At 73.8% G+C, this 18,747-nt stretch carries 15 protein-coding genes; 8 read left to right on the top strand and 7 right to left on the bottom strand.

The genetic code is table 11. The annotated features are described in order from the left end of the window. Positions 1 to 182 precede the first annotated feature (182 nt). Positions 183 to 1,355, bottom strand: a complete 1,173-nt coding sequence (locus AB0Q96_RS21245) for an agmatine deiminase family protein (RefSeq protein ID WP_365327612.1) — start codon at positions 1,353 to 1,355, stop codon at positions 183 to 185. Positions 1,356 to 1,808: 453 nt separating this feature from the next. Between AB0Q96_RS21245 and AB0Q96_RS21240 the strand changes: the two genes are divergently transcribed. Both AB0Q96_RS21240 and AB0Q96_RS21235 read left to right on the top strand, forming a co-directional pair. Continuing rightward, the gene (locus AB0Q96_RS21240) at positions 1,809 to 4,283 is read left to right on the top strand and encodes a penicillin acylase family protein (RefSeq protein ID WP_365327611.1); all 2,475 of its coding nucleotides are present in this window, start codon (positions 1,809 to 1,811) and stop codon (positions 4,281 to 4,283) included. A 122-nt stretch (positions 4,284 to 4,405) separates the two neighbouring features. Beyond that, positions 4,406 to 5,440 carry an alpha/beta hydrolase-fold protein gene (locus AB0Q96_RS21235; protein ID WP_365327707.1) on the top strand — a complete coding sequence of 345 codons (1,035 nt, stop codon included), beginning with the start codon at positions 4,406 to 4,408 and terminating at the stop codon, positions 5,438 to 5,440. Positions 5,441 to 5,468: 28 nt separating this feature from the next. Here AB0Q96_RS21235 and AB0Q96_RS21230 read toward each other — a convergent pair whose 3' ends face one another. Next, positions 5,469 to 6,563: an AfsR/SARP family transcriptional regulator gene (locus tag AB0Q96_RS21230; RefSeq protein ID WP_365327609.1), complete on the bottom strand. Its 1,095-nt coding sequence runs from the start codon at positions 6,561 to 6,563 to the stop codon at positions 5,469 to 5,471. Between the two features lie 246 nt (positions 6,564 to 6,809). Here AB0Q96_RS21230 and AB0Q96_RS21225 point away from each other — a divergent pair, with 246 nt between their 5' ends. After that, on the top strand, positions 6,810 to 8,000 hold the full coding sequence (locus AB0Q96_RS21225) for an MFS transporter (protein ID WP_365327608.1): 1,191 nt from the start codon (positions 6,810 to 6,812) through the stop codon (positions 7,998 to 8,000). 101 nt (positions 8,001 to 8,101) lie between these two features. Here AB0Q96_RS21225 and AB0Q96_RS21220 read toward each other — a convergent pair whose 3' ends face one another. Both AB0Q96_RS21220 and AB0Q96_RS21215 read right to left on the bottom strand, forming a co-directional pair. Next, entirely contained in the window at positions 8,102 to 8,932 is an 831-nt protein-coding gene (locus tag AB0Q96_RS21220; protein ID WP_365327606.1) for a class I SAM-dependent methyltransferase, read from the bottom strand. Positions 8,933 to 9,100: 168 nt separating this feature from the next. After that, positions 9,101 to 9,586 carry a pyridoxamine 5'-phosphate oxidase family protein gene (locus tag AB0Q96_RS21215; RefSeq protein WP_365327604.1) on the bottom strand — a complete coding sequence of 162 codons (486 nt, stop codon included), beginning with the start codon at positions 9,584 to 9,586 and terminating at the stop codon, positions 9,101 to 9,103. Between the two features lie 311 nt (positions 9,587 to 9,897). On the opposite strand from AB0Q96_RS21215, the gene AB0Q96_RS21210 reads away from it, so the two are divergent. Then, complete coding sequence (locus AB0Q96_RS21210; RefSeq protein WP_365327602.1) at positions 9,898 to 10,575, top strand: response regulator transcription factor; 678 nt, start codon at positions 9,898 to 9,900, stop codon at positions 10,573 to 10,575. 36 nt (positions 10,576 to 10,611) lie between these two features. Here the strand turns inward: AB0Q96_RS21210 and AB0Q96_RS21205 are convergent, their stop codons facing one another. Then, a complete protein-coding gene (locus AB0Q96_RS21205; protein WP_365327705.1) occupies positions 10,612 to 12,234 on the bottom strand; it encodes a GAF domain-containing protein in 1,623 nt (540 codons plus the stop codon). 428 nt (positions 12,235 to 12,662) lie between these two features. Here AB0Q96_RS21205 and ctaD point away from each other — a divergent pair, with 428 nt between their 5' ends. The 3 genes from ctaD to AB0Q96_RS21190 are packed head-to-tail and all read left to right on the top strand — an operon-like array spanning position 12,663 to position 16,063. Continuing rightward, complete coding sequence (gene ctaD, locus AB0Q96_RS21200) at positions 12,663 to 14,282, top strand: cytochrome c oxidase subunit I (protein ID WP_365327703.1); 1,620 nt, start codon at positions 12,663 to 12,665, stop codon at positions 14,280 to 14,282. Further along, positions 14,279 to 14,764 (top strand): hypothetical protein, encoded by a 486-nt coding sequence (locus AB0Q96_RS21195; RefSeq protein WP_365327600.1) that lies wholly within the window; start codon positions 14,279 to 14,281, stop codon positions 14,762 to 14,764. The genes ctaD and AB0Q96_RS21195 overlap by 4 nt, the downstream gene beginning before the upstream one ends. Before the next feature lie 39 nt (positions 14,765 to 14,803). Next, positions 14,804 to 16,063, top strand: a complete 1,260-nt coding sequence (locus tag AB0Q96_RS21190; protein WP_365327598.1) for a globin domain-containing protein — start codon at positions 14,804 to 14,806, stop codon at positions 16,061 to 16,063. 15 nt (positions 16,064 to 16,078) lie between these two features. On the opposite strand, the gene AB0Q96_RS21185 is transcribed toward AB0Q96_RS21190, so the two are convergent. Further along, positions 16,079 to 17,197, bottom strand: a complete 1,119-nt coding sequence (locus tag AB0Q96_RS21185) for an ABC transporter substrate-binding protein (RefSeq protein WP_365327596.1) — start codon at positions 17,195 to 17,197, stop codon at positions 16,079 to 16,081. A 178-nt stretch (positions 17,198 to 17,375) separates the two neighbouring features. Here AB0Q96_RS21185 and AB0Q96_RS21180 point away from each other — a divergent pair, with 178 nt between their 5' ends. Then, on the top strand, positions 17,376 to 18,005 hold the full coding sequence (locus tag AB0Q96_RS21180) for a glyoxalase (protein ID WP_365327595.1): 630 nt from the start codon (positions 17,376 to 17,378) through the stop codon (positions 18,003 to 18,005). Between the two features lie 22 nt (positions 18,006 to 18,027). Here the strand turns inward: AB0Q96_RS21180 and AB0Q96_RS21175 are convergent, their stop codons facing one another. Further along, entirely contained in the window at positions 18,028 to 18,744 is a 717-nt protein-coding gene (locus AB0Q96_RS21175; RefSeq protein ID WP_365327593.1) for a hypothetical protein, read from the bottom strand. Between the last annotated feature and the right edge of the window lie 3 nt (positions 18,745 to 18,747).

The following is an 18,747-nucleotide window of genomic DNA, read 5'->3' as shown; positions in this document are numbered from 1 at the left end:
GGCCAGAAATGGCGCCACATGTGCCACACGTGCCACGCGGCGTCACCCGCGTCACACGCCTCCTTCCACCTCCTCCCGCTTCCTTACGCGCCACCGGCCCCCGCCGCCGCCCGGCCCGCGCACTACCGGCCGCGCCGCCGGACCGCCGGGGACCCGCGCACCCCCCCGGCGCCCCCGTCCCGTCAGGCCGCAGGCCTGCCCGGCTGGTCGTGGGTGGCGCAGTGGATGCCGCCGCCGCCGGAGGCGATGGTGTCGATCTGCAGCTGCACGACCTCCCGCTTGGGGAAGTGCTCCTGGAGGATCGCCTTGGCCCGGGCGTCGGCCTGCGCGTCGCCGAAGCGGGGCAGGAAGACGGAGTCGTTGGCGACGTAGAAGTTGGCGTAGCTGGACACGAAGTCCTCGCCCTCGCCGGTGATCTTGTCCAGGTCGGGCTGCGGCAGGTCCACGATCTCGAAGCGCCGGCCCCGGGCGTCGGTCGCCTTGGAGAGCACGGAGCGGGCCTGGTCGGCGGAGCGGGACCAAGAGTCCGGGGGTGTGCCCGGGAACGCCTGGTCCAGGAGGACGACGCCGGGGGCGGTGAACCGTACGAGACTGTCCACGTGGGCGTCGGTGATGTCCTCGCCGCGGACGCCGGCCAGCCAGACCACCTTGTCCACGCCCAGCGTCTCGATCAGCTCGTCCTCGATCTGGTCCCGGCTCTTCCCCGGGTTGCGGTTGACGTTGACGATCGAGCTCTCGGTGACGAGCAGGGTGCCTTGGCCGTCGGTCTCGAAGGAACCGCCCTCGGCGACGAGCGGGGCCTGCTCGCGGGGGATGTGATAGCGGGCCAGCAGTTTGCGGCCCACCTGGGCGTCGTTGGCGTGTTCCTGCTTGTCGCCCCAGCCGTTGAAGTTGAAGTCGATGCCGACGAGCTCGCGCCCGTCCTCCACGAAGACGGGGACCGTGTCGCGGGCCCAGAGGTCGTCGACGGGCAGCGGGATCACCTCGACCTGGGAGCCGCAGGCCTGCTGGGCCGCCGCCACCTGCTCCGGGCGGGCCATCATCACCACGGCCTCGAACTCGGCGACGGCGCGGGCGATGCGCGCGATGTCCTCCCGTACGGACGGCAGGTCGTCCCCCCAGACGGAGGCCAGGGCCGGCCAGGACATGAAGGTGCCGGTGTGGCTCTCCCACTCGGCGCCGAACCGGCGCTCGCCGCCCGCTGAGGGGGAGGCGGCCGAGCCGCTCGGCCCGGTCGTGGCCCCGGAGTCGGCGCTGCCCTCGGGGCCGCAGGCCGTGGCGCTGAGGGCGACGGCCCCGCCGATTCCGGCGAGGGTGCGCAGGGCGCCGCGTCGGGTGGGGAAGCGAGGGGACATCGGTGCTCCGATCGTGGGATCGCGACGCTAACCGAGCGCGCCGGCCGGGACGCGCGGGCGCGCGCGACGGCGCACGGCACGGAGGCCGGCTTCACACGAGCGGCGGCGTCTTGGGCCTCGCCGTCGGCATCTGCGCCGGGCGGCCTCATCGTCGCCAGCCGCACCGGGACGCCTGGCAGTCGGCACCCGCCCTGTGGCGGCCTGGCCGTCGGGACCCGCACCTGGGCGCCTGGCCGTCGGCGGCCGCCCCGTGCGGGCCCCGCCCTCGGCCCCCGCCCCGTGGCGCCCCCGCCCTCGGCCCCCGCCCCGCCCTCGCCCTCGCCACGGGCGTCATCGCGGCCTCGTCGGCGTGCCCACCGGCCGAGTCATCGGGATTTCATCGCCCCTCCCTAGCGTGACCGCGTTCGTACGCAGGCCGCTACGAAGGCCGCGACCCAGGGGAAGGACGGCTCGATGGCGCGGAGGAGATCAAGGGCGAGGCTGCCGCTGGCGGTCATGGCCGCGGTGGCGGTGATGGGTACGACGGCGGTCGCCGGGCCGTCCGCCGCCGAGGCGGGGCCGGACAAGCCGACGATCCGTTACACCGAGTACGGGATCCCGCACATCACCGCCTCGAACTGGGAGGGCCTGGGGATCGGCTACGGCTACGCGGCGGCCAAGGACAACATCTGCACCCTGGCCGACACCTATCTGATGGTGAACGCCCAGCGGTCCCGCTATCTGGGGCCCACGGGCAAGGCGAGCCCCGGCCAGAGCCAGAACAGCACCACCAACCTCAACAGCGACCTGTACTTCCAGCGGATCAACGACAACCGGGTCGTCGAGCGGCTGCTCGAACAGCCCGCGCCCAACGGGCCGGAGCCGGAGGTCAAGGAGGGCATCCGCGGCTACGTCCAGGGGTACAACCGGTACCTGGCCGAGACGGGCGTCGGCAACATCACCGACCCCGCCTGCCGTGGCGCGGCCTGGGTGCGGCCCATCACCGAGCTCGACGTGTACCGGCACGCGCACGCCGAGATCATCATGGGCACCGCCGACCCCCTGCTCGACGGCCTGGTGAACGCCGCTCCCCCCGGGGCCTCGGTCGCCGCCGCGGCCGCGGCGAAGCCGCCCACCGCCGCGCAGCGCGCGAAGAGCGCGAAGGAGACCGGGCGGCGGATCCGCGAGGCGATGGCGGCGAGCCGACGCGACAGCATGGGCAGCAACGCCCTGGCCGTCGGCGCGCAGGGCGTGTCCGGCGGCACGAGTATGCTGCTCGCCAACCCCCACTTCCCGTGGCAGGGCAAGAACCGCATGTGGCAGAGCCAGCTGACGATCCCGGGCAAGGTCAACGTCAGCGGAGCCAGCCTGCTCGGACTGCCCGCGGTGAACATCGGGCACAACGACGACGTCGCCTGGAGCCACACGGTCGCCACGGTCGCGCCCTTCGGTCTCTTCGACGTCCAGGTCGATCCGCTGAACCCGACCATGTACCTGGTGGACGGGGCCTGGCAGCGGATGACCTCCCAGCAGGTCTCCGTCGACGTCCTCAACGCGGACGGTTCCGTCGGCAAGGTCAACCGCACCATGTGGTCCACCCGGTACGGCCCGATCACCGCCTCGGTCCAGGGCATTCCGCTGCCCTGGGTGGTGAGCGCCCACGCCGTACGCGACGTGAACATGGACAACCTGCGGGCCCTGAACACCTGGTTCCACCTGGACCAGGCGAAGGACGTCCGCGACGTGGTGAACACCCTGGAGACCACCCAGGGCGTGCCCTTCTTCAACACCATCGCCTCCGACCGCAAGGGCGACGCGCTCTACGCGGACATCCAGGCCACCCCGAACATCACCGACGAGCACGCCCGGTCGTGCCTCACCGAGACCGGCAAGATCCTCTTCAACCAGACGCTCCGGCTGCCCAACGTCCCGCCGGTCTCCATCTTCGACGGCAAGCGCAGCGCCTGCGACTGGCCCACCGACCCCGCCGCGGTCGCGCCGGGCCTGCTGGACCCGCACCAGCAGCCCCGCCTGATCCGCTCCGACTTCGTCGGCAACGCCAACGACAGCGCCTGGCTGGCCAACCCCGAGCAGCCGCTGTCCTTCCCCCGGGTCATGGGCGACTCGGCGGCGCCCCGGTCGCTGCGCACCCAGGAACTGATCCTGACCGCGCAGAACCGGATCAACGGCACCGACGGCCTGCCCGGCCGGGGCTTCACGCCGGAGACCATGCGCCAGCTGCTCTTCGCCGACAACAGCAGGGCGGCCGACCTGGCCCTGAACGCCACCGTGAAGGCCTGCCAGGACGTCCCGTTCGGACTCGTCCTCGTCGACGGCAACCTGGTCAACGTGAGCGAGGCCTGCCCGATCCTGGCCGCCTGGAAGAGCCACGACTTCACGGCGGACAGCCGGGGCTCCTGGCTGTTCGAGAACTACTGGTACCGGCTGGCCGGCGGCAAGGGCATCGAGTCGCTGCCGTGGAGGGTGCCGTTCGACCCCAAGGACCCGGTGCACACGCCCAACTCGCTCGACCCCGGGAACAACGCCGTGCGCGACTCGCTGGCCCGGGCGATCCTCGCCATGCGCAACGCGGGCATCCCGCTGAACACGGCGCTGTCCGACGCCCAGAAGGTCACCCGCAACGGCGAGCAGCTCCCCATCCACGGCTCGATCCACGAGCTGGGCGTCCTGAACGTCGTCACCCCCGGCCTGGTCGACGGGAAGATGGACATCACCTTCGGGTCCAGCTTCATCCAGCAGGTGAGGTTCACCGCCGACGGCCCGCCGCAGGTCTCCTCCCTGCTGACCTACTCCCAGTCGGCCGACCCGACCTCGCCCCACTACGCCGACCAGACCCGGCTCTTCTCGGCCGGCCAGTGGGTGACCGAGCGCTACACCGAGGAACAGATCGCGGCCTCTCCGGTCCTGGAGACCAAGGTCCTGGACTGAGCCGGCCGGCCCGCCCGACGCCGGCCTCCCGGCCGGTAGGCGGACACCACACGACGCAGCGACCCACGAGGGGGAACACAGTGACGAGGACAGCGAAGAGACGGCGGCTGGTGGTGGCGTGGATGATCGCCGCCGTCGCCATGATCACCCCGGCGGCCGGCTCGGCCCAGGCCGCCGACAGCACCCCGCCGCCGGTCTCGGACGGATTCGGTCTGACCCAGGTGGAGGCGGCGAGCGGCAGCGCCACCAACTTCTACCTGACCGTGACCACGCCCGAGGTGACGGGCCGCCACCACATCAAGATCATCCTGCCCAGCGGCTACTACGACGACCCGAACCGGCGCTACCCGGTGCTCTACTTCCTGCACGGCTCGCCCGACGACCCGGTCCAGCAGAACTACCCGGCGCTGAGCATGTCGAACGACATGATCACCGTCATCCCGGACGGCGGCGCCCGGGGCTGGTACGCGAACTGGCTCAACCAGAGGACCGTACTCGGCGCCCAGAACTGGGAGAACTTCCACCTCAAGCAGGTCGTCCCGTTCATCGACGCGAACCTGCGGACCCTCGCCACCAAGAAGACCAGGGCGATCGCGGGCGTCTCCATGGGCGGGTTCGGCGCCCTGCACTACGCGCAGGTCCGCCCCGACCTGTTCGGCCAGACCGCCTCCCTGTCGGGCGACATCGACCTGTCGGTCAAGTCCATGGACCTGAGGCTGGCCGTCGTCGCCTCCCTCATCGACGCGACGGGCGCGATCTGCGGCTCCTCGTCCGGGGCCTGCGACCCGAACAACTCCCCGTACAAGCCCGGCGTGGACAGCGACGCCGCGTTCGGCTCCCCGTACCCGATCTTCAACGCCGACTGGCGCTGGAACGAGGTCGACCCGGCGGCCCACATGGACAAGCTGAGGACCGTCGGCGTCTCCATCTACGTCGGCAACGGGGGCGGTTCGCCCACCGAGACCGAGTTCTGGCTCGAAGGCGCGGCCAAGCACGTCAAGGACAGCATGAACGCACTCGGCATGTCGTACTACTACGTGGACTACGGCGACGGCTCCGCCTGGGGCAGCAACTGCAACGGCGGCCACAACGCCTGGTGCTGGGAGCAGGACCTCAGGGACCTGATCCCGCGCCTCGAACGGTCCTTCACCTCCTGACGAGGACCACCGGGCCGTACGGAGGCCCTCATCCCGCGAGGCCGAGCCCGCGCCCGTGACCGAGCCCGGCACCACGGCCGGGCCCGGTCTCGTCCCCGCGCAGGATCGTCTGATGGGTCCGGCGCAGCATCCGGCTCGGCGCGACCCCCAGGTCGTCGGCGAGCCGGATGCGCGCACGGTCGAACACGGCCGAGGCGTCGGCCCGGCGCCCGTCGCGGTGGAGTGCCCGCATCAGGAGTGCGGCCACCGGCTCGTTCAGCGGATGCGCGGCGAACAGCGCGAACAGTTCGGCGAGCGCCTCGGCGGACCGGCCGAGCCGCAGCAGACCCTCCGCCTTCCGCCGTACGAGGGCGATCCGCCGCTCGGTGAGCCGCAGCCGCTCCAGCTCGGCCAGCGGCCCGGGCAGCCCGGCCAGCGGCTCCTCACCCCGGAACAGGTCCAGGGCCCGCGCACACCACCGGACCGCCTCCGCCGGATCGCCCGCCCGGTCCGCCGCCTCGACGCGGCCCAGCAGCTCCTCCAGACGGACGACATCCATCTCGACCGCGCCGGGCACCAGCCGGTAGCCCCACCGGTCGTGCGCGATCACCGCGTCCGCGCCGCCGTCCGCGCCGTCGCCCGCGCCCAGGGCCTTCCGTAACCGGTACACGTACACCGGCACCACGTTCGCGGCCGGCGGCTCCACACCCCAGACACCGTCGAGCAGCTCCCGCCGGCTGACCGTCCGCCCGCCGCCCAACGCCAGCACCGCCAGGACGGCCTGCTGGCGCAGGTGCCCCAGCCGCAGCGGCCGGCCGTCCCGCCGGGCCTCCAGCGGTCCAAGCACGGAGATCCGCAGCCGCGGCCCCGGCCCCCGGCCGACGCCCGGGGCCGACGGGCCGGGGAGCCCCGGCCGGGGGCGCGGGCCGTGGCCGGGGACGACCAGACCGCAGTCGAAGGCGTGCACGATGGCCGCGGCACGGTCGCGCAGACCCAGCCGCGCGAGGAGCCCCGCGAGCTGCTCGGCCACCGACTCCTCGGGGACCGCCAGGGCGGCGGAGATCTCGTCGTCCCGCAGCCCGCTGCCCACCGCCGAGAGCAGCGCGCGCTCCTGGTCCCCGAGCATGGTGGCGGTCGTCGGCATCGCTGCTCCCCGGTCTCCGGATCGGTCCCCCTGGCGGGCGTCGCCGACAAGGTAGTGGCGGGGACGGCGGGCGAGGCATCCGGAAGCATCCGGAGTGACACTCCTCCCGGGCCGGACCGGCCAGGACTGGACCGGCCAGGCCCGGACCGGCCAGGCCCGGACCGGCCCGCGCCGCCCGGCGGATCACTCGGCCGGGCGCGCCCCGCCGCCGGGTCGCGGGCGGGCGGCCGGGTTACGGTCGCCGACATGGCGGAAGAGAGACAAGGCTGGCTGAAGTGTCTGCTCGGCGGCGTAGTGTTCGTCGTCTGCATGGCCGGAACGACCCTGCCGACCCCGCTCTACCCGCTCTACCAGGAGAAGTTCGGCTTCTCCGAGCTCACGGTCACCGTCGTGTTCGCCGTCTACGCCTTCGGCGTGATCGGCGTGCTGCTCCTCGCGGGCAACGCCTCCGACACCATCGGACGGCGCCCGACGCTCTGGTGGGGCCTGGCGTTCGCGGCGGCGAGCGCCGTCTGCTTCCTCGCCGCCGACTCCCTGGGCTGGCTGTACGCGGGCCGCCTCCTGTCCGGCGTGTCGGCCGGCCTGTTCACCGGCGCCGCCAGCGCGTACGTCATGGAGCTCGCCCCGCCCGGCGGCGCCTCGGGGGCCACCCTCGTCGCGACCGCCGCCAACATGGGCGGACTGGGCTGCGGCCCGCTCCTGGCGGGCCTCCTCGCGGAGTACGCCCCCGAGCCGTTGCTGCTGTCGTTCGCCGTGCACCTCGGGCTCGTCGTGCTCTCGGCGCTCGTCCTGCTGTTCCTGCCCGAGACGGTGCCGGAGCGGCAGCCGCTGACCGCCGTACGCCCACGGAAGCCCGCGCTCCCGCCCCAGGTCCGGGCCGTGTTCGTGCCCGCCGCGGTCTCCTCCTTCGCGGGCTTCGCGCTCTTCGGCCTCTTCACCTCCGTCAGCCCCGCCTTCCTCGCGCGGTACCTGCACGTGGACAACCACGCCGTCAGCGGCCTCGTCGTCGCCCTGGCCTTCTTCGCCTCCACCGGCGGACAGGTGGCCGCCGGCCGGCTCGGCACCGCGCGCTCGCTTCCGTTGGGCTGCGCCGTGCTCTTCGCGGGTCTGCTGCTGCTCGGCTGCGCGCTCGTCACGGACCTGCTCGTCTTCGTCGTCCTGGCCGCCGTCGTCGGCGGCGTCGGGCAGGGACTCGCCTTCCGGGCGGCGCTGTCCGCGGTCGCGGCGGCCTCGCCTCCGGACCAGCGTGCGGCGGTCATCTCGGCGCTGTTCGTCGTCGCGTACGCGGGCATCTCGATCCCGGTGATCGGCGTCGGCCTGCTGGCGGAACCCCTCGGCCTGGAGGGGGCCGGGCTCGTGTTCATCGCCTGCATGCTGGTCCTCGTCGCGACCGCCGGCGCCTACCTGCTGCGCCGGACGGCGCCGGCGGAACGCTGACGGTGGTGGACGGGTGACGGCGGTGGACGGATGCCGCCGGCCGCCGTCGCGGGGCGCGTCCGGCCCCTGTCCGCGACCCCGTCCAGGCGCCCACCGCTTCGTCAGACGTCCGCCGCCATGGGCTTCCAGCCCCACGCCGTCATCATCCCGGCCGACAGGGCGGCGCAGTCGTCCGACTCCAGGTAGCGGACCGCCGCGTCGACGGCGGCCTCGTCGACGAGGCCGGTGGCCACCATCGCCGGGCGGCTGCGCCGCCAGGTGTCGACCCAGAACCGGCTGAGGGGGCTGCCCGGCAGCAGCGGCGGTACGTGGAGCTCGGCGCCGACCCGCCCGAGTCCCGCCCGGCGGAGCAGCCGGGGGTACGAGGGGACCCAGGTCACGTCCGTGCCGATGGTGGCCCGCAGCCCCTGCCACATCGCCCGCATCGCCTCGGAGTACGGGGTGACGGGCGTCCCGGCGCCGGTCAGGTCGATCGCGTCGCTGAGCACCAGGACGCCGCCGGGTTCGACGAGTTCGGCCAGTTCCGCGATCAGCCGCTCGCGCTCGGGGAGGTGCATCAGCACGAAGCGCGCGTGGACGAGCCGGAACCGGCCGGGGACGGCGCCCGGGGCGGTGATGTCGGCCTCCAGCACGTCCAGGCCGGGCACCGGCCGCTCGGCGAGGAACCGTACGTCCCGGTCGACGGCGAGCACGCCCGCCACCCCGGCCTCGTCCAGCAGCCGCCGGGAGACCGTGCCCGTACCGGCGCCCACGTCGAGGCAGTGCCATCCCGGTCCCGCGCCCAGGGCGCGCAGCCGGGCCAGGGTGAGGTCGTCGTAGGCGAGGGCCCCGAAGTCGATCCGCTCGCCCTCGCCGGCCTGTTCGGGCCGGAACACGGCCTCGCCGTAGCGCCCGCCGGACGCCGACCGCTCCGAGCCGTCGAAGCGTTCCATGGCCTGACCCCTTCCCGTGCGGGGCGGTGGCGGGCGGTCCCCGGCGCGGCGCCGCCCCGGCGATCCTGCACCCCGGCGCACCCCGCCGCCCGCCCGTCCGGCCCGGACGCGCCGGACCTGAGCCGATCGGCCCACCGGCCGGTGTTCCGGGTCCGCGGGCGGCCCGGCTCAGTCCGCCGCGACCTGCCGGACGCCCGTGACCAGGTCGGGGCGGATCCGGATCACCTGGTCCAGGGGCCGGTCCGTCCACGGCCGGATCGCGGCCCGGTAGCGGGCCGCCTCCTCGGGGTCGGTCACCAGCCGGCAGAAGCCGGTGACGACGACGCTCCAGCCGAGGCGCGCCTCCACGTCGATGAGGTCCGTCTCGTACGCGACGACGACGCCGTCGCTGCCGCCGGCCCGGGCGAGCAGGGCGAGGGCGGCGTCGTCGTGCGTGCGGACGAGGATGTCGCCGCCGTCCACGAGGTGGTTGACGGGGCGGACGGCGGGCAGCGCCCGCTGGGTGAACACGATCCGGCCCAGGGGCACGGAGGCCAGCAGACGCAGCGCCTCCTCGGTGTCCAGGCGGAGGGTGCGCCGCGCGCCGCCGGGGGCCGGGGGAGCGTCGGGGCGGTGCGGGACCGGAACGGGGGCGAGAGCGGCGTCGTCTTTCACGGTGCCTTCCAGGGGGAGGGGATCTCCCCGAAGTACAGACCGCCGGACGCGGTGCGGAAAGGGCCGTTCGGCCCCTGCTGTCCCGCCGCGTCCGGGCGGTGTGCGGGTCCTGGACGCACCGGCGGGGCGGCCCCGGGGGACGGCCGGGCCGCGCCCGGGCCGGTGCGTCCGGGGCACGGGGCAGAGTCGATCACGGGCGCCGGCGCGGTGGACAGGGCCGAACGGCCCTGCGGGACCAGGGCCGAACGGCCCTCGGGGCCCGATGCCATACTGACGCCGCCTCAGCACCCGCCCCTGCCCTGGAGACCGCTGTGAATTCCGTCGTGCCCATCCGGGTCTTCCTGCTCGACGACCACGAGGTGGTCCGGCGCGGGGTCCGGGACCTGCTGGAGGCCGAGCCGGACATCGAGGTGGTCGGCGAGGCCGCGACCGCCCGTGAGGTGCTCGCCCGGGTGCCCGCCGTACGGCCGGACGTCGCCGTGCTCGACGTCCGGCTCGGCAGCGCGACCGGCGGCGACCACGAGGGCGTCGAGGTCTGCCGCGAACTGCGCGCGGCGATGCCGGAGTTGGCCTGCCTGATGCTGACGTCCTTCGACGACGACGAGGCCCTGTTCGACGCGATCATGGCGGGGGCGGCCGGCTACGTCCTCAAGCAGATCGGCGGCTCCGACCTGGTGCACGCGGTCCGCACGGTCGCCACCGGCAAGTCGCTGCTGGACCCGCGGATGACGAGCCGGGTGATGGCCCGGATCCGGGGCCCGGAGCCCGAACCGCGCGCCGCCTCGACCGCCGAACTCGACCGGCTCTCGCCCCGGGAGCGGGAGATCCTGGACCTCATCGGCCTGGGCCTGACGAACCGGCAGATAGCCGAACGCCTGTTCCTCGCGGAGAAGACGGTGAAGAACCGGGTGTCCGCCATCCTCGGCAAGCTGGGCGTCGGCCGCCGCATACAGGCGGCCATGCTCGCGGAGCGACTGCGCGAACAGTAGGGGTAGGGGGCGGGGCGGCCGCCCCGCCCCCTACCGTCAGTCCTGCCGCAGCGGCACCGTCCAGACCAGTCGGGTGCCGCCGCCCTCCGGGGTCCGGAGCTCCAGCGTTCCGCCGTGCTGCTCGGCGCGTGAGCGCATGTTGTGCAGGCCGCCGGTCGGTGCGGCCGATCCCAGGCCGATGCCGTCGTCCGTGATCGTGAGCACGATCCGGTCGGCCGCCTCCGGGACGGACAGGAGGACGTCGGCGTGGCTCGCGCGGGCGTGCCGGGCGCTGTTGCTGAGGGATTCGACGGTGACGGCGAGCACGTGCTCGGCGAGCTCCTCCGGGACGGCGGAGTCGACCGCGCCGGTGATGCGGAGCGAGGGCGCGAAGCCCAGGGACTGGGCCGCCAGCTGGACGGTCTCCGCCATGCGGCGGCGCAGCGCGGGACCGCCCCGGTCCTCGGCCGTCGTGCGGAGCTGCAGGATCGTGGAGCGGATGATCTGGATGGTGGCGTCGAGGTCGTCGACGGCCCGCGACACCCGCTCGGCCGCGGCCTGCTCGCCGATCAGGCGGGTCGCGCTCTGCAGCGTCATGCCGGTGGCGAAGAGGCGCTGGATGGCCAGGTCGTGCAGGTCGCGGGCGATGCGGTCGCGGTCGTGCAGCACGGCCAGCTCCTCGGACTCGGCGCGCCTGCGGGCGAGTTCGAGCGCGATCGACGCCTGGTCGGCGAAGCCGCGCAGCAGCTCGACCTCGGTGGCGTCGAACCCGGGGCGCCCCGCCCGCCGGGCCAGCCGCAGCGCCCCGCACACGGCGTCGTCGACGGGCAGCGGCACGGCCACCACGGGGCCGTGCTCCGGCGCGGCGTCGCCGTCCGCGCGCAGCGGCCGGGCCCGGGCGTCGGTGCGGACGTCCACGGCGACGGCGGGCCGGCGGGTGCGGGCGGCGAGCCCGGTGAGCGAGCCGCCCGCCGGGAGCCGCGCGCCGAGCACCGTGCCGGCGGTGTCGCCGTCCGCGACCTGGACCACGAGCTCGCCGTCGCGGCCGGCCGGCAGCAGGATGGCGGCGAGGTCGGCGTCGGCCACCTCCCGTGCCCGGCGGGCGATCAGCCGCAGCACCCGGTCCGGGTCGGTCCCGGCGAGCAGCGCCCGGGTGATCTCCGCGAGCGCTTCGAGACGGTGCTCCCGGCGCCTGCTGTCGTGGTAGAGGCGGGCGTTGTCGATGGCGACGCCCGCGGCGGTCGACAGGGTCGTCAGGACCGCCTCGTCGTCGGCGTCGAAGCCGCCGGCGCCCCGCTTCTCGGTCAGGTAGATGTTGCCGAACACCTCGTCCCTGATCCGGATCGGCGCCCCCAGGAACGTACGCATCGGCGGATGGTGCGCGGGGAAGCCGAAGCTGCTCGGGTGCTTGGCGAGGTCGTCCAGGCGCAAGGGGACCGGGTTGCGGATGAGTTCGCCGAGGATGCCGTGCCCGCAGGGCGCGGGGCCGATGCGCGCGGCCAGTTCACCGGCCATGCCCACGGGCAGGAACTGCGAGAGCCGGTCGCCGTCGCCGATCACCCCGAGCGCGCCGTACTCGGCGTCGGTGAGGGTGACGGCGGCTTCCACGATGCCGTGCAGGACCTGGGGGAGTTCGAGGTCGCGGCCGAGGTCCATGACCGCCGCGAGGAGGGCGTGCATCCGCTCGGGGACGTCGAGCCGCGGCCACGGCGTGCCCGGGATTGCTGCTGTGTCGGACATGCCTGCCTGCTCTGCCGGTGCGTTCTTCCTGCCGCAGGTTACGTCACGGGGGCGGCGGGACCGCAGGGGCCGTTCGGCCCTGGTGTCCCCCGCCCGACGGGGACTGTTCGACCCTGTCGGGCCCCCGGTGGGGGCGAGAACCATGGGCGGCGGCCGGGAGGCGGCCCGTCAATCCCCCGTGTGGACGCCTCCCGGCCTCTTGGCAGCGATGTGGACATGGAGGTCGTCGTCCGGTGGGCGAGGCAAAGAGCGTGCAGAGTCAGACCCGGCGGCCGAGGGTCCCGGCCCCGGTGAGCGGCCCGGACGGCCGCGAAGGCCCCGAAGGCCCTGACGGGAGCGTCGGAGCGCGCCCCGGCCGGCCCTCGTGGGTGGACTGGCTGACCACCACCGACCACAAGCGCATCGGCACGATGTACCTGGTCGCGGCGCTGTTCTTCTTCTGCGTCGGCGGTGTGATGGCGCTGGTGATGCGGGCGGAACTGGCTCGCCCCGGCACGCAGATCATGTCGAACGAGCAGTTCAACCAGGCGTTCACGATGCACGGCTCGATCATGCTGCTGCTGTTCGCGATGCCGCTGTTCACCGGGTTCGCCAACTGGATCATGCCGCTCCAGATCGGCGCCCCGGACGTCGCCTTCCCGCGGCTGAACATGCTGGCGTTCTGGCTCTACCTCTTCGGCTCGCTGATCGCGGCCGGCGGCTTTCTCACCCCCGGCGGGGCCGCCGACTTCGGCTGGTTCCTGTACGCGCCGCTCTCCGACGCCGTCCACTCGCCCGGCCTCGGCGCCGACCTGTGGATCATGGGTGTGGCGCTCTCCGGCTTCGGGTCGATCGCGGGCGCCGTCAACTTCATCACGACGATCCTGTGCATGCGGGCCCCCGGCATGACCATGTTCCGGATGTCGATCTTCACCTGGAACGTGCTGCTGACCTCCCTGCTCGTCCTGCTGGTCTTCCCGGTCCTCGCGGCGGCGCTGTTCGCCCTCGAATGCGACCGGAAGTTCGGCTCGCACGTCTTCGACGCGGCCAACGGCGGGGCCCTGCTCTGGCAACATCTCTTCTGGTTCTTCGGGCATCCGGAGGTGTACATCCTGGCGCTGCCGTTCTTCGGCATCGTCTCCGAGGTCATCCCGGTGTTCAGCCGCAAGCCGATGTTCGGCTACATCGGTCTGGTGGCCGCGACCATCGCCATCGCCGGTCTCTCCGTGACCGTGTGGGCGCACCACATGTACGTCACGGGTGGCGTGCTGCTGCCGTTCTTCTCCTTCATGACCTTCCTCATCGCCGTACCCACCGGCGTGAAGTTCTTCAACTGGATCGGCACGATGTGGAAGGGCTCGCTGTCCTTCGAGACCCCGATGCTCTGGGCCACCGGCTTCCTCATGACCTTCACCTTCGGTGGTCTGACCGGCGTCATCCTGGCCTCGCCGCCGATGGACTTCCACGTCTCCGACTCGTACTTCGTCGTCGCGCACTTCCACTACACGCTCTTCGGCACCGTCGTGTACGCCATGTTCGCCGGCTTCCACTTCTGGTGGCCGAAGTTCACCGGCAAGATGCTCGACGAACGGCTCGGCAAGATGACCTTCTGGACGCTCACGGTCGGCTTCCACGCCACCTTCCTCGTCCAGCACTGGCTGGGCGCCGAGGGCATGCCACGCCGCTACGCGGACTACCTCGACGCCGACGGCTTCACCGCCCTCAACACGATCTCCACGATCGGTTCGTTCCTGCTCGGCCTGTCGTTCCTGCCGTTCTTCTACAACGTCTGGAGGACGGCCAGGTACGGCGAGAAGGTCGAGGGCGACGACCCGTGGGGCTACGGTCGTTCGCTGGAGTGGGCGACGTCCTGCCCGCCGCCCCGGCACAACTTCGTCACCCTGCCGCGGATCCGCTCCGAATCCCCGGCGTTCGACCTGCACCATCCCGAGATCGCCGCCGTCGACCGGATCGAGAACCGGCCGCACGAGACGGCGGGCGCCCGGTGACGCCCGTCCTCGCGCTCGGCGTCGGCGCCGTGACCGCCGCCGGCTGCGTCTGGTACGTCCCGGCCCTCGTCGACCTGCGGGCCGGAGCCGACCGGCCCGTGTCCCGGCGCCTCGCGGCGGCGGCCTGCGTCACCGCCTGGGCCACGGCGGCGCTCACCGCCCCGCTGATCCTGCTGGGGCTGCCCGCCCCGTTCCTCCTCGCCGTCGCGGTGGCCGGAGCCACCGCGAGCGGCACCGTACGGGCGTCCGCCGCCGTCCGGCGCGCCCGCGAGGAGCGGGAGACCGCGGCCTGCTGGGCCGCCCTGGACGGCACGGCCAGCAGCACGGCCAGCACGGAGAGCGCGAACGGCACGGACGGCACCCCGCCCCGCCCGGGTACGCGTCGCGCACCCCGGGCGACAGGGTCGAACGACCCTGATCCGGCCGGGCCGTTCGGCCCTCCGCCGGGGCCGGACGGCGCTGGGGGCGCGGTGCGAAACTGACGTGCCCTCAGGCGGACTCGGCAGGGAGAGAGCCGGCACGTGAGCATCACCACGCTCGACAGCTACGACGAATACCACGCACTCCTCGCACGGCGCGACGCCATGCGACTGCGCCGGCGGATGCTGGCCCCGTCCGGCGGGGAGCCGCGGTCGCCGGAACCCGCCCGCCCCGTGGAGCGGACGGGGTCCGGCGACCGGGAGACGATCCTCCGGACGCTGCCGTTCGTCACCCCGTTCGGCACGCTCATCGACCACCTCTACCGGGCGATGTTCGCGCAGCACCCGTATCTGCGCGGGCTGTTCCCCGAGTCGATGGACTTCCAGCGCGCCCATCTGGAGCAGGCGTTCCGCTACCTGATCGAGCACCTGGACCGCCCCGAGGAGGTGACCGCCTTCTGCGCCCGGCTCGGCCGCGACCACCGCAAGCTGGGGGTACGGCCCGTGCACTTCGCGGTGTTCGAGGCGGCGCTCGCCGAGGGCCTGCGCCACAGCGCGGGGGAGCGCTGGTCGCCGGAGCTGGAAGGGGCGTGGCTGCGGATGGTGCGGTTCGCCGTCTCCGCCATGATCGAAGGGGCGAACCGGTCCCTGACCGAACCGGCCTACTGGAACGCCACCGTCACGCACCACGAGGTCCAGGCGCCCGGACTGGCCGTCCTGAAGGTCCGCACCGCCGAGCCCTACCCGTACCGGGCGGGCCAGTTCGCCACGATCCAGGCGCCGTCGCTGCCGCACGCCTGGCGGCCGTACTCCGTGGCCCGCGCGCCCCGGCCCGACGGAGAGCTGGAGTTCCACGTCCGCCGCACCGGCCCCGGCGGGGTGAGCGACGCGCTGGTCACGCACACCCGCGTCGGCGACGAGCTGCGCCTGGGCCCCGCGCAGGGGACGACGACCCTCGACGACGCCCCGGGGCGGGACGTCCTGATCGTGGCCGGCGGCACCGGCTGGGCCACCGCCAAGGCGCTCGTCGACGCCCTCGCCCTGCGCCGGCCGCCGTACCACGCGACGCACCTGTTCCTCGGCGCCCGCACCCCGGCCGACCTGTACGACACGGCCGCCCTCACCGAACTGGAGAAGCGGCACTCCTGGCTGCGCGTCGTCCCGGTGATCGGCGCGGGCACCGGGCCGGAGGACGACTCGCTGCCCGACGCGCTGACCCGGCACGGCGACTGGTCGCGCCACCTCGCCTACGTGAGCGGCCCGCCCGGCATGGTCGACGCCGTCGTACGGCGGCTCGTGGAGACGGACCTGCCGGCCGAGCGGGTGCGGCACGACCCGGTCGGCGGGCTGTCCCTCACGTGACCCGCCCGGCCCGCGTCACCCCTCACCCTGGTGGAGGACGCGGAAGCGGGCCGCGTCCTCCGGGTCCCGGTCGACGACCTGGACGGGCGGCCACACCCACTGCCACACGCCGATGCCCGGCGCGCGGGTGAAGCGGATCGGCCCGCGGGTGCCCTCGACCGCCACGTGCGGCCAGGCACCGGCGACGGCCGCGCGCTCCGTCCCGCAGGAGCGGAACACCTCGGCGAGGACGGCGACGGTGTCCCAGCCCTCGAAGGCCACGAACGAGGGGGCCTCGCCCAGCCGTTCGCGGAGCTCCTTGCCCACCCGCTCGCCCAGCGGACCCGGCCGCTCGGGCAGATAGCGCAGGAACGGGATCCCGGCGCCGTCCGCGCCCAGCGCCTCGGCCCAGCCGGCGAACTCCGGCTGTCCGGCCGGGGCGCCGACGAGGAGCCCCGCCAGCCGCGGGTCGCGCCGGACCGCCCGGACCAGCGGCACCGCCGGCTCCGGCTGGCCGACCAGCAGGAGCAGCGCCGTCGCGCCGTGCTCGACGAGCGCGTCGCACAGGGCCGCGGGCTCCAGCGCGTTCGCGTCCAGCTCCACGACGGACCCGCCGTGGGCGGCCAGCCGCTCCCGCAGCAGGCGCGTTCCGGACGCCCAGTAGACGCTCGGCTGGACCGCCACGGCGACCCGGCTCCGGCCCGCACCGCGCAGGAAGTCCGCGTAGGTCCGCCAGCCGTGCGACTGCGCCGGGGGCAGCCGCGCCACCCAGTCCGTCGGCTCCTCGGTGAGCGCGTCGAGCACGGCCGACGAGCACAGGAACGGTACGCGGAGGGCGTCGGCCCGGGTGGCGGCGGCCCGCGCGACGACGGAGTGGTACTCGCCCGCCACGGCGGCCACGCCCAGGCCCGCCAGCTCGTCCACGGCCGCCGCCGCCCGCTCGGGATCGGCCGCGGTGTCCCGGACCAGCAGCTCCAGCGGCCGTCCGCCGATCCCGCCCGCGTCGTTGACCTCGCGTACGCCCAGTTCGAGCCCCGCGAGCAGGTGCCGGCCGGCCTCGGTCCAGCCGGGCCGGGTCAGCGGGACGAGGGCGCCGACGCGGACGGGCGGCGGGGATGACGGTGACGGCGACGGCGACGTCGACGGTGTGTTCATGAGGTGGTGTCCCCCTGGACGATGTGGTGCGGTGTGGCGCCGCGCGGTGCGTACCCGGCCCGCGTGGCTCGCCCGGCGGCCGGTGCCCGGCCCGCGTTCGTGATCATCATAGGGAGGGCCACGAGACCGGTCAGGATTCGAGAAGCGCCGGACGGGGGCCGCTCCCTACCGTGGAGTCATGGCAACCACGACTTCCTCCGCATCCGCGTCCCTCGCCTCCGTCACCCTTGAGGTGGCCGACCTGGACGCAGCCCGGCGTTTCTACTCCGCCTTCGGAGTGGACACCCGCATCCGCCTGCGGGCCTCGGAGGCGCCGTCCAGCGGCTTCCGGGGCTTCGCCATGGCGCTCACCGTCTCCGGGCCCGCCACCGTCGACGCCTTCGTCGACGCGGCGGTGACCGCCGGCGCCACCGTCGTCAAGCCCGCCGCCAAGTCGATGTGGGGCTACGGCGGCGTCGTCCAGGCCCCCGACGGCACGCTCTGGAAGCTGGCGACCTCGGCGAAGAAGGACAACGGCCCGGCCACCCGCGAGATCGACGACACGGTCCTCCTCCTCGGGGTGGCGGACGTGAAGGCGACCAAGGAGTTCTACGTCGGCCAGGGCCTGACCGTGGCCAGGAGCTTCGGCGGCAAGTACACCGAGTTCGCCGCCGGCCCGTCGAGCCCCGTCAAGCTGGCCCTCTACAAGCACCGCGGCCTCGCCAAGGACCTCGGCGTCCCCGTCGACGGCTCCGGCTCGCACCGCATCGCCCTCGGCGGCACCGGGAACGCCTTCGCCGACCCGGACGGCTTCGTCTGGGAGGCGTGAACCCTCTCCACGGGTGGTCCCCTCAGCCCTCGCCGCCCACTCCGGGGGCGCCCCAGAGGGGGAACCAGCGTTCCAGGTCCCGCTCGATCGCGAGATCACCCGCGAGCAGGGCCCTGACCTGGAGCTCCAGGGCGCTGTCCCGACGGCTCGTACCGTCGGCCCGCGGCGCGAACGGGTAGAACGTGCCGCGCTTGTAGAGGTAGACGAGCGCGAGATCGTGGTCGAGGTCCGGGGCGTGGAACGCGGTCAGGGAGCAGAGCAGGTGCGGGCCGAAGCCCGACTCCTGGAGCAGGGTGTTGACGGCGTGCAGGTCGTTCACCAGCGAGACGAGGTCGTCGGCGGCCCGCCGGGCCCGGAGCCAGGTGTATCCGTACGGGTCCCGGGAGAACGTGACCGGGACGGCTGACGCGCCGCCCGAGGGCGCTTCGGAGCCGGTGCCGATGCCCAAGGCGGCGTCGATGCCCAAGGCGGCGTCGAGATCCGAGGCGGTGCCGACGTCCGGGCCGGTGCCGACGTCCGGGGCGGCGTCGACCGCCACGTCCAGGAGCGCGCGCACCTCCTCCTTCAGCCGGGTGAACGCGCCGCCCTCCACGCCCGCGAAGCAGACCGAGCCCTCGCCGGTCGGGACGAACCCGGTGCCCGCCTGGAGCGTGAGCGCCGCCGAGGGAAGGGCGAAGAGCCGGTCGAGATCCGGCCGGACCGGCTTGCTGCGTCCGAGGATGCTGTCGAGGATTCCCACGGG

The sequence above is a fragment of the Streptomyces sp. NPDC093111 genome (assembly GCF_040683955.1).
In the GTDB taxonomy this organism is placed as follows: Bacteria; Actinomycetota; Actinomycetes; order Streptomycetales; family Streptomycetaceae; genus Streptomyces.
This window is presented reverse-complemented; position numbering and strand designations above follow the sequence as displayed.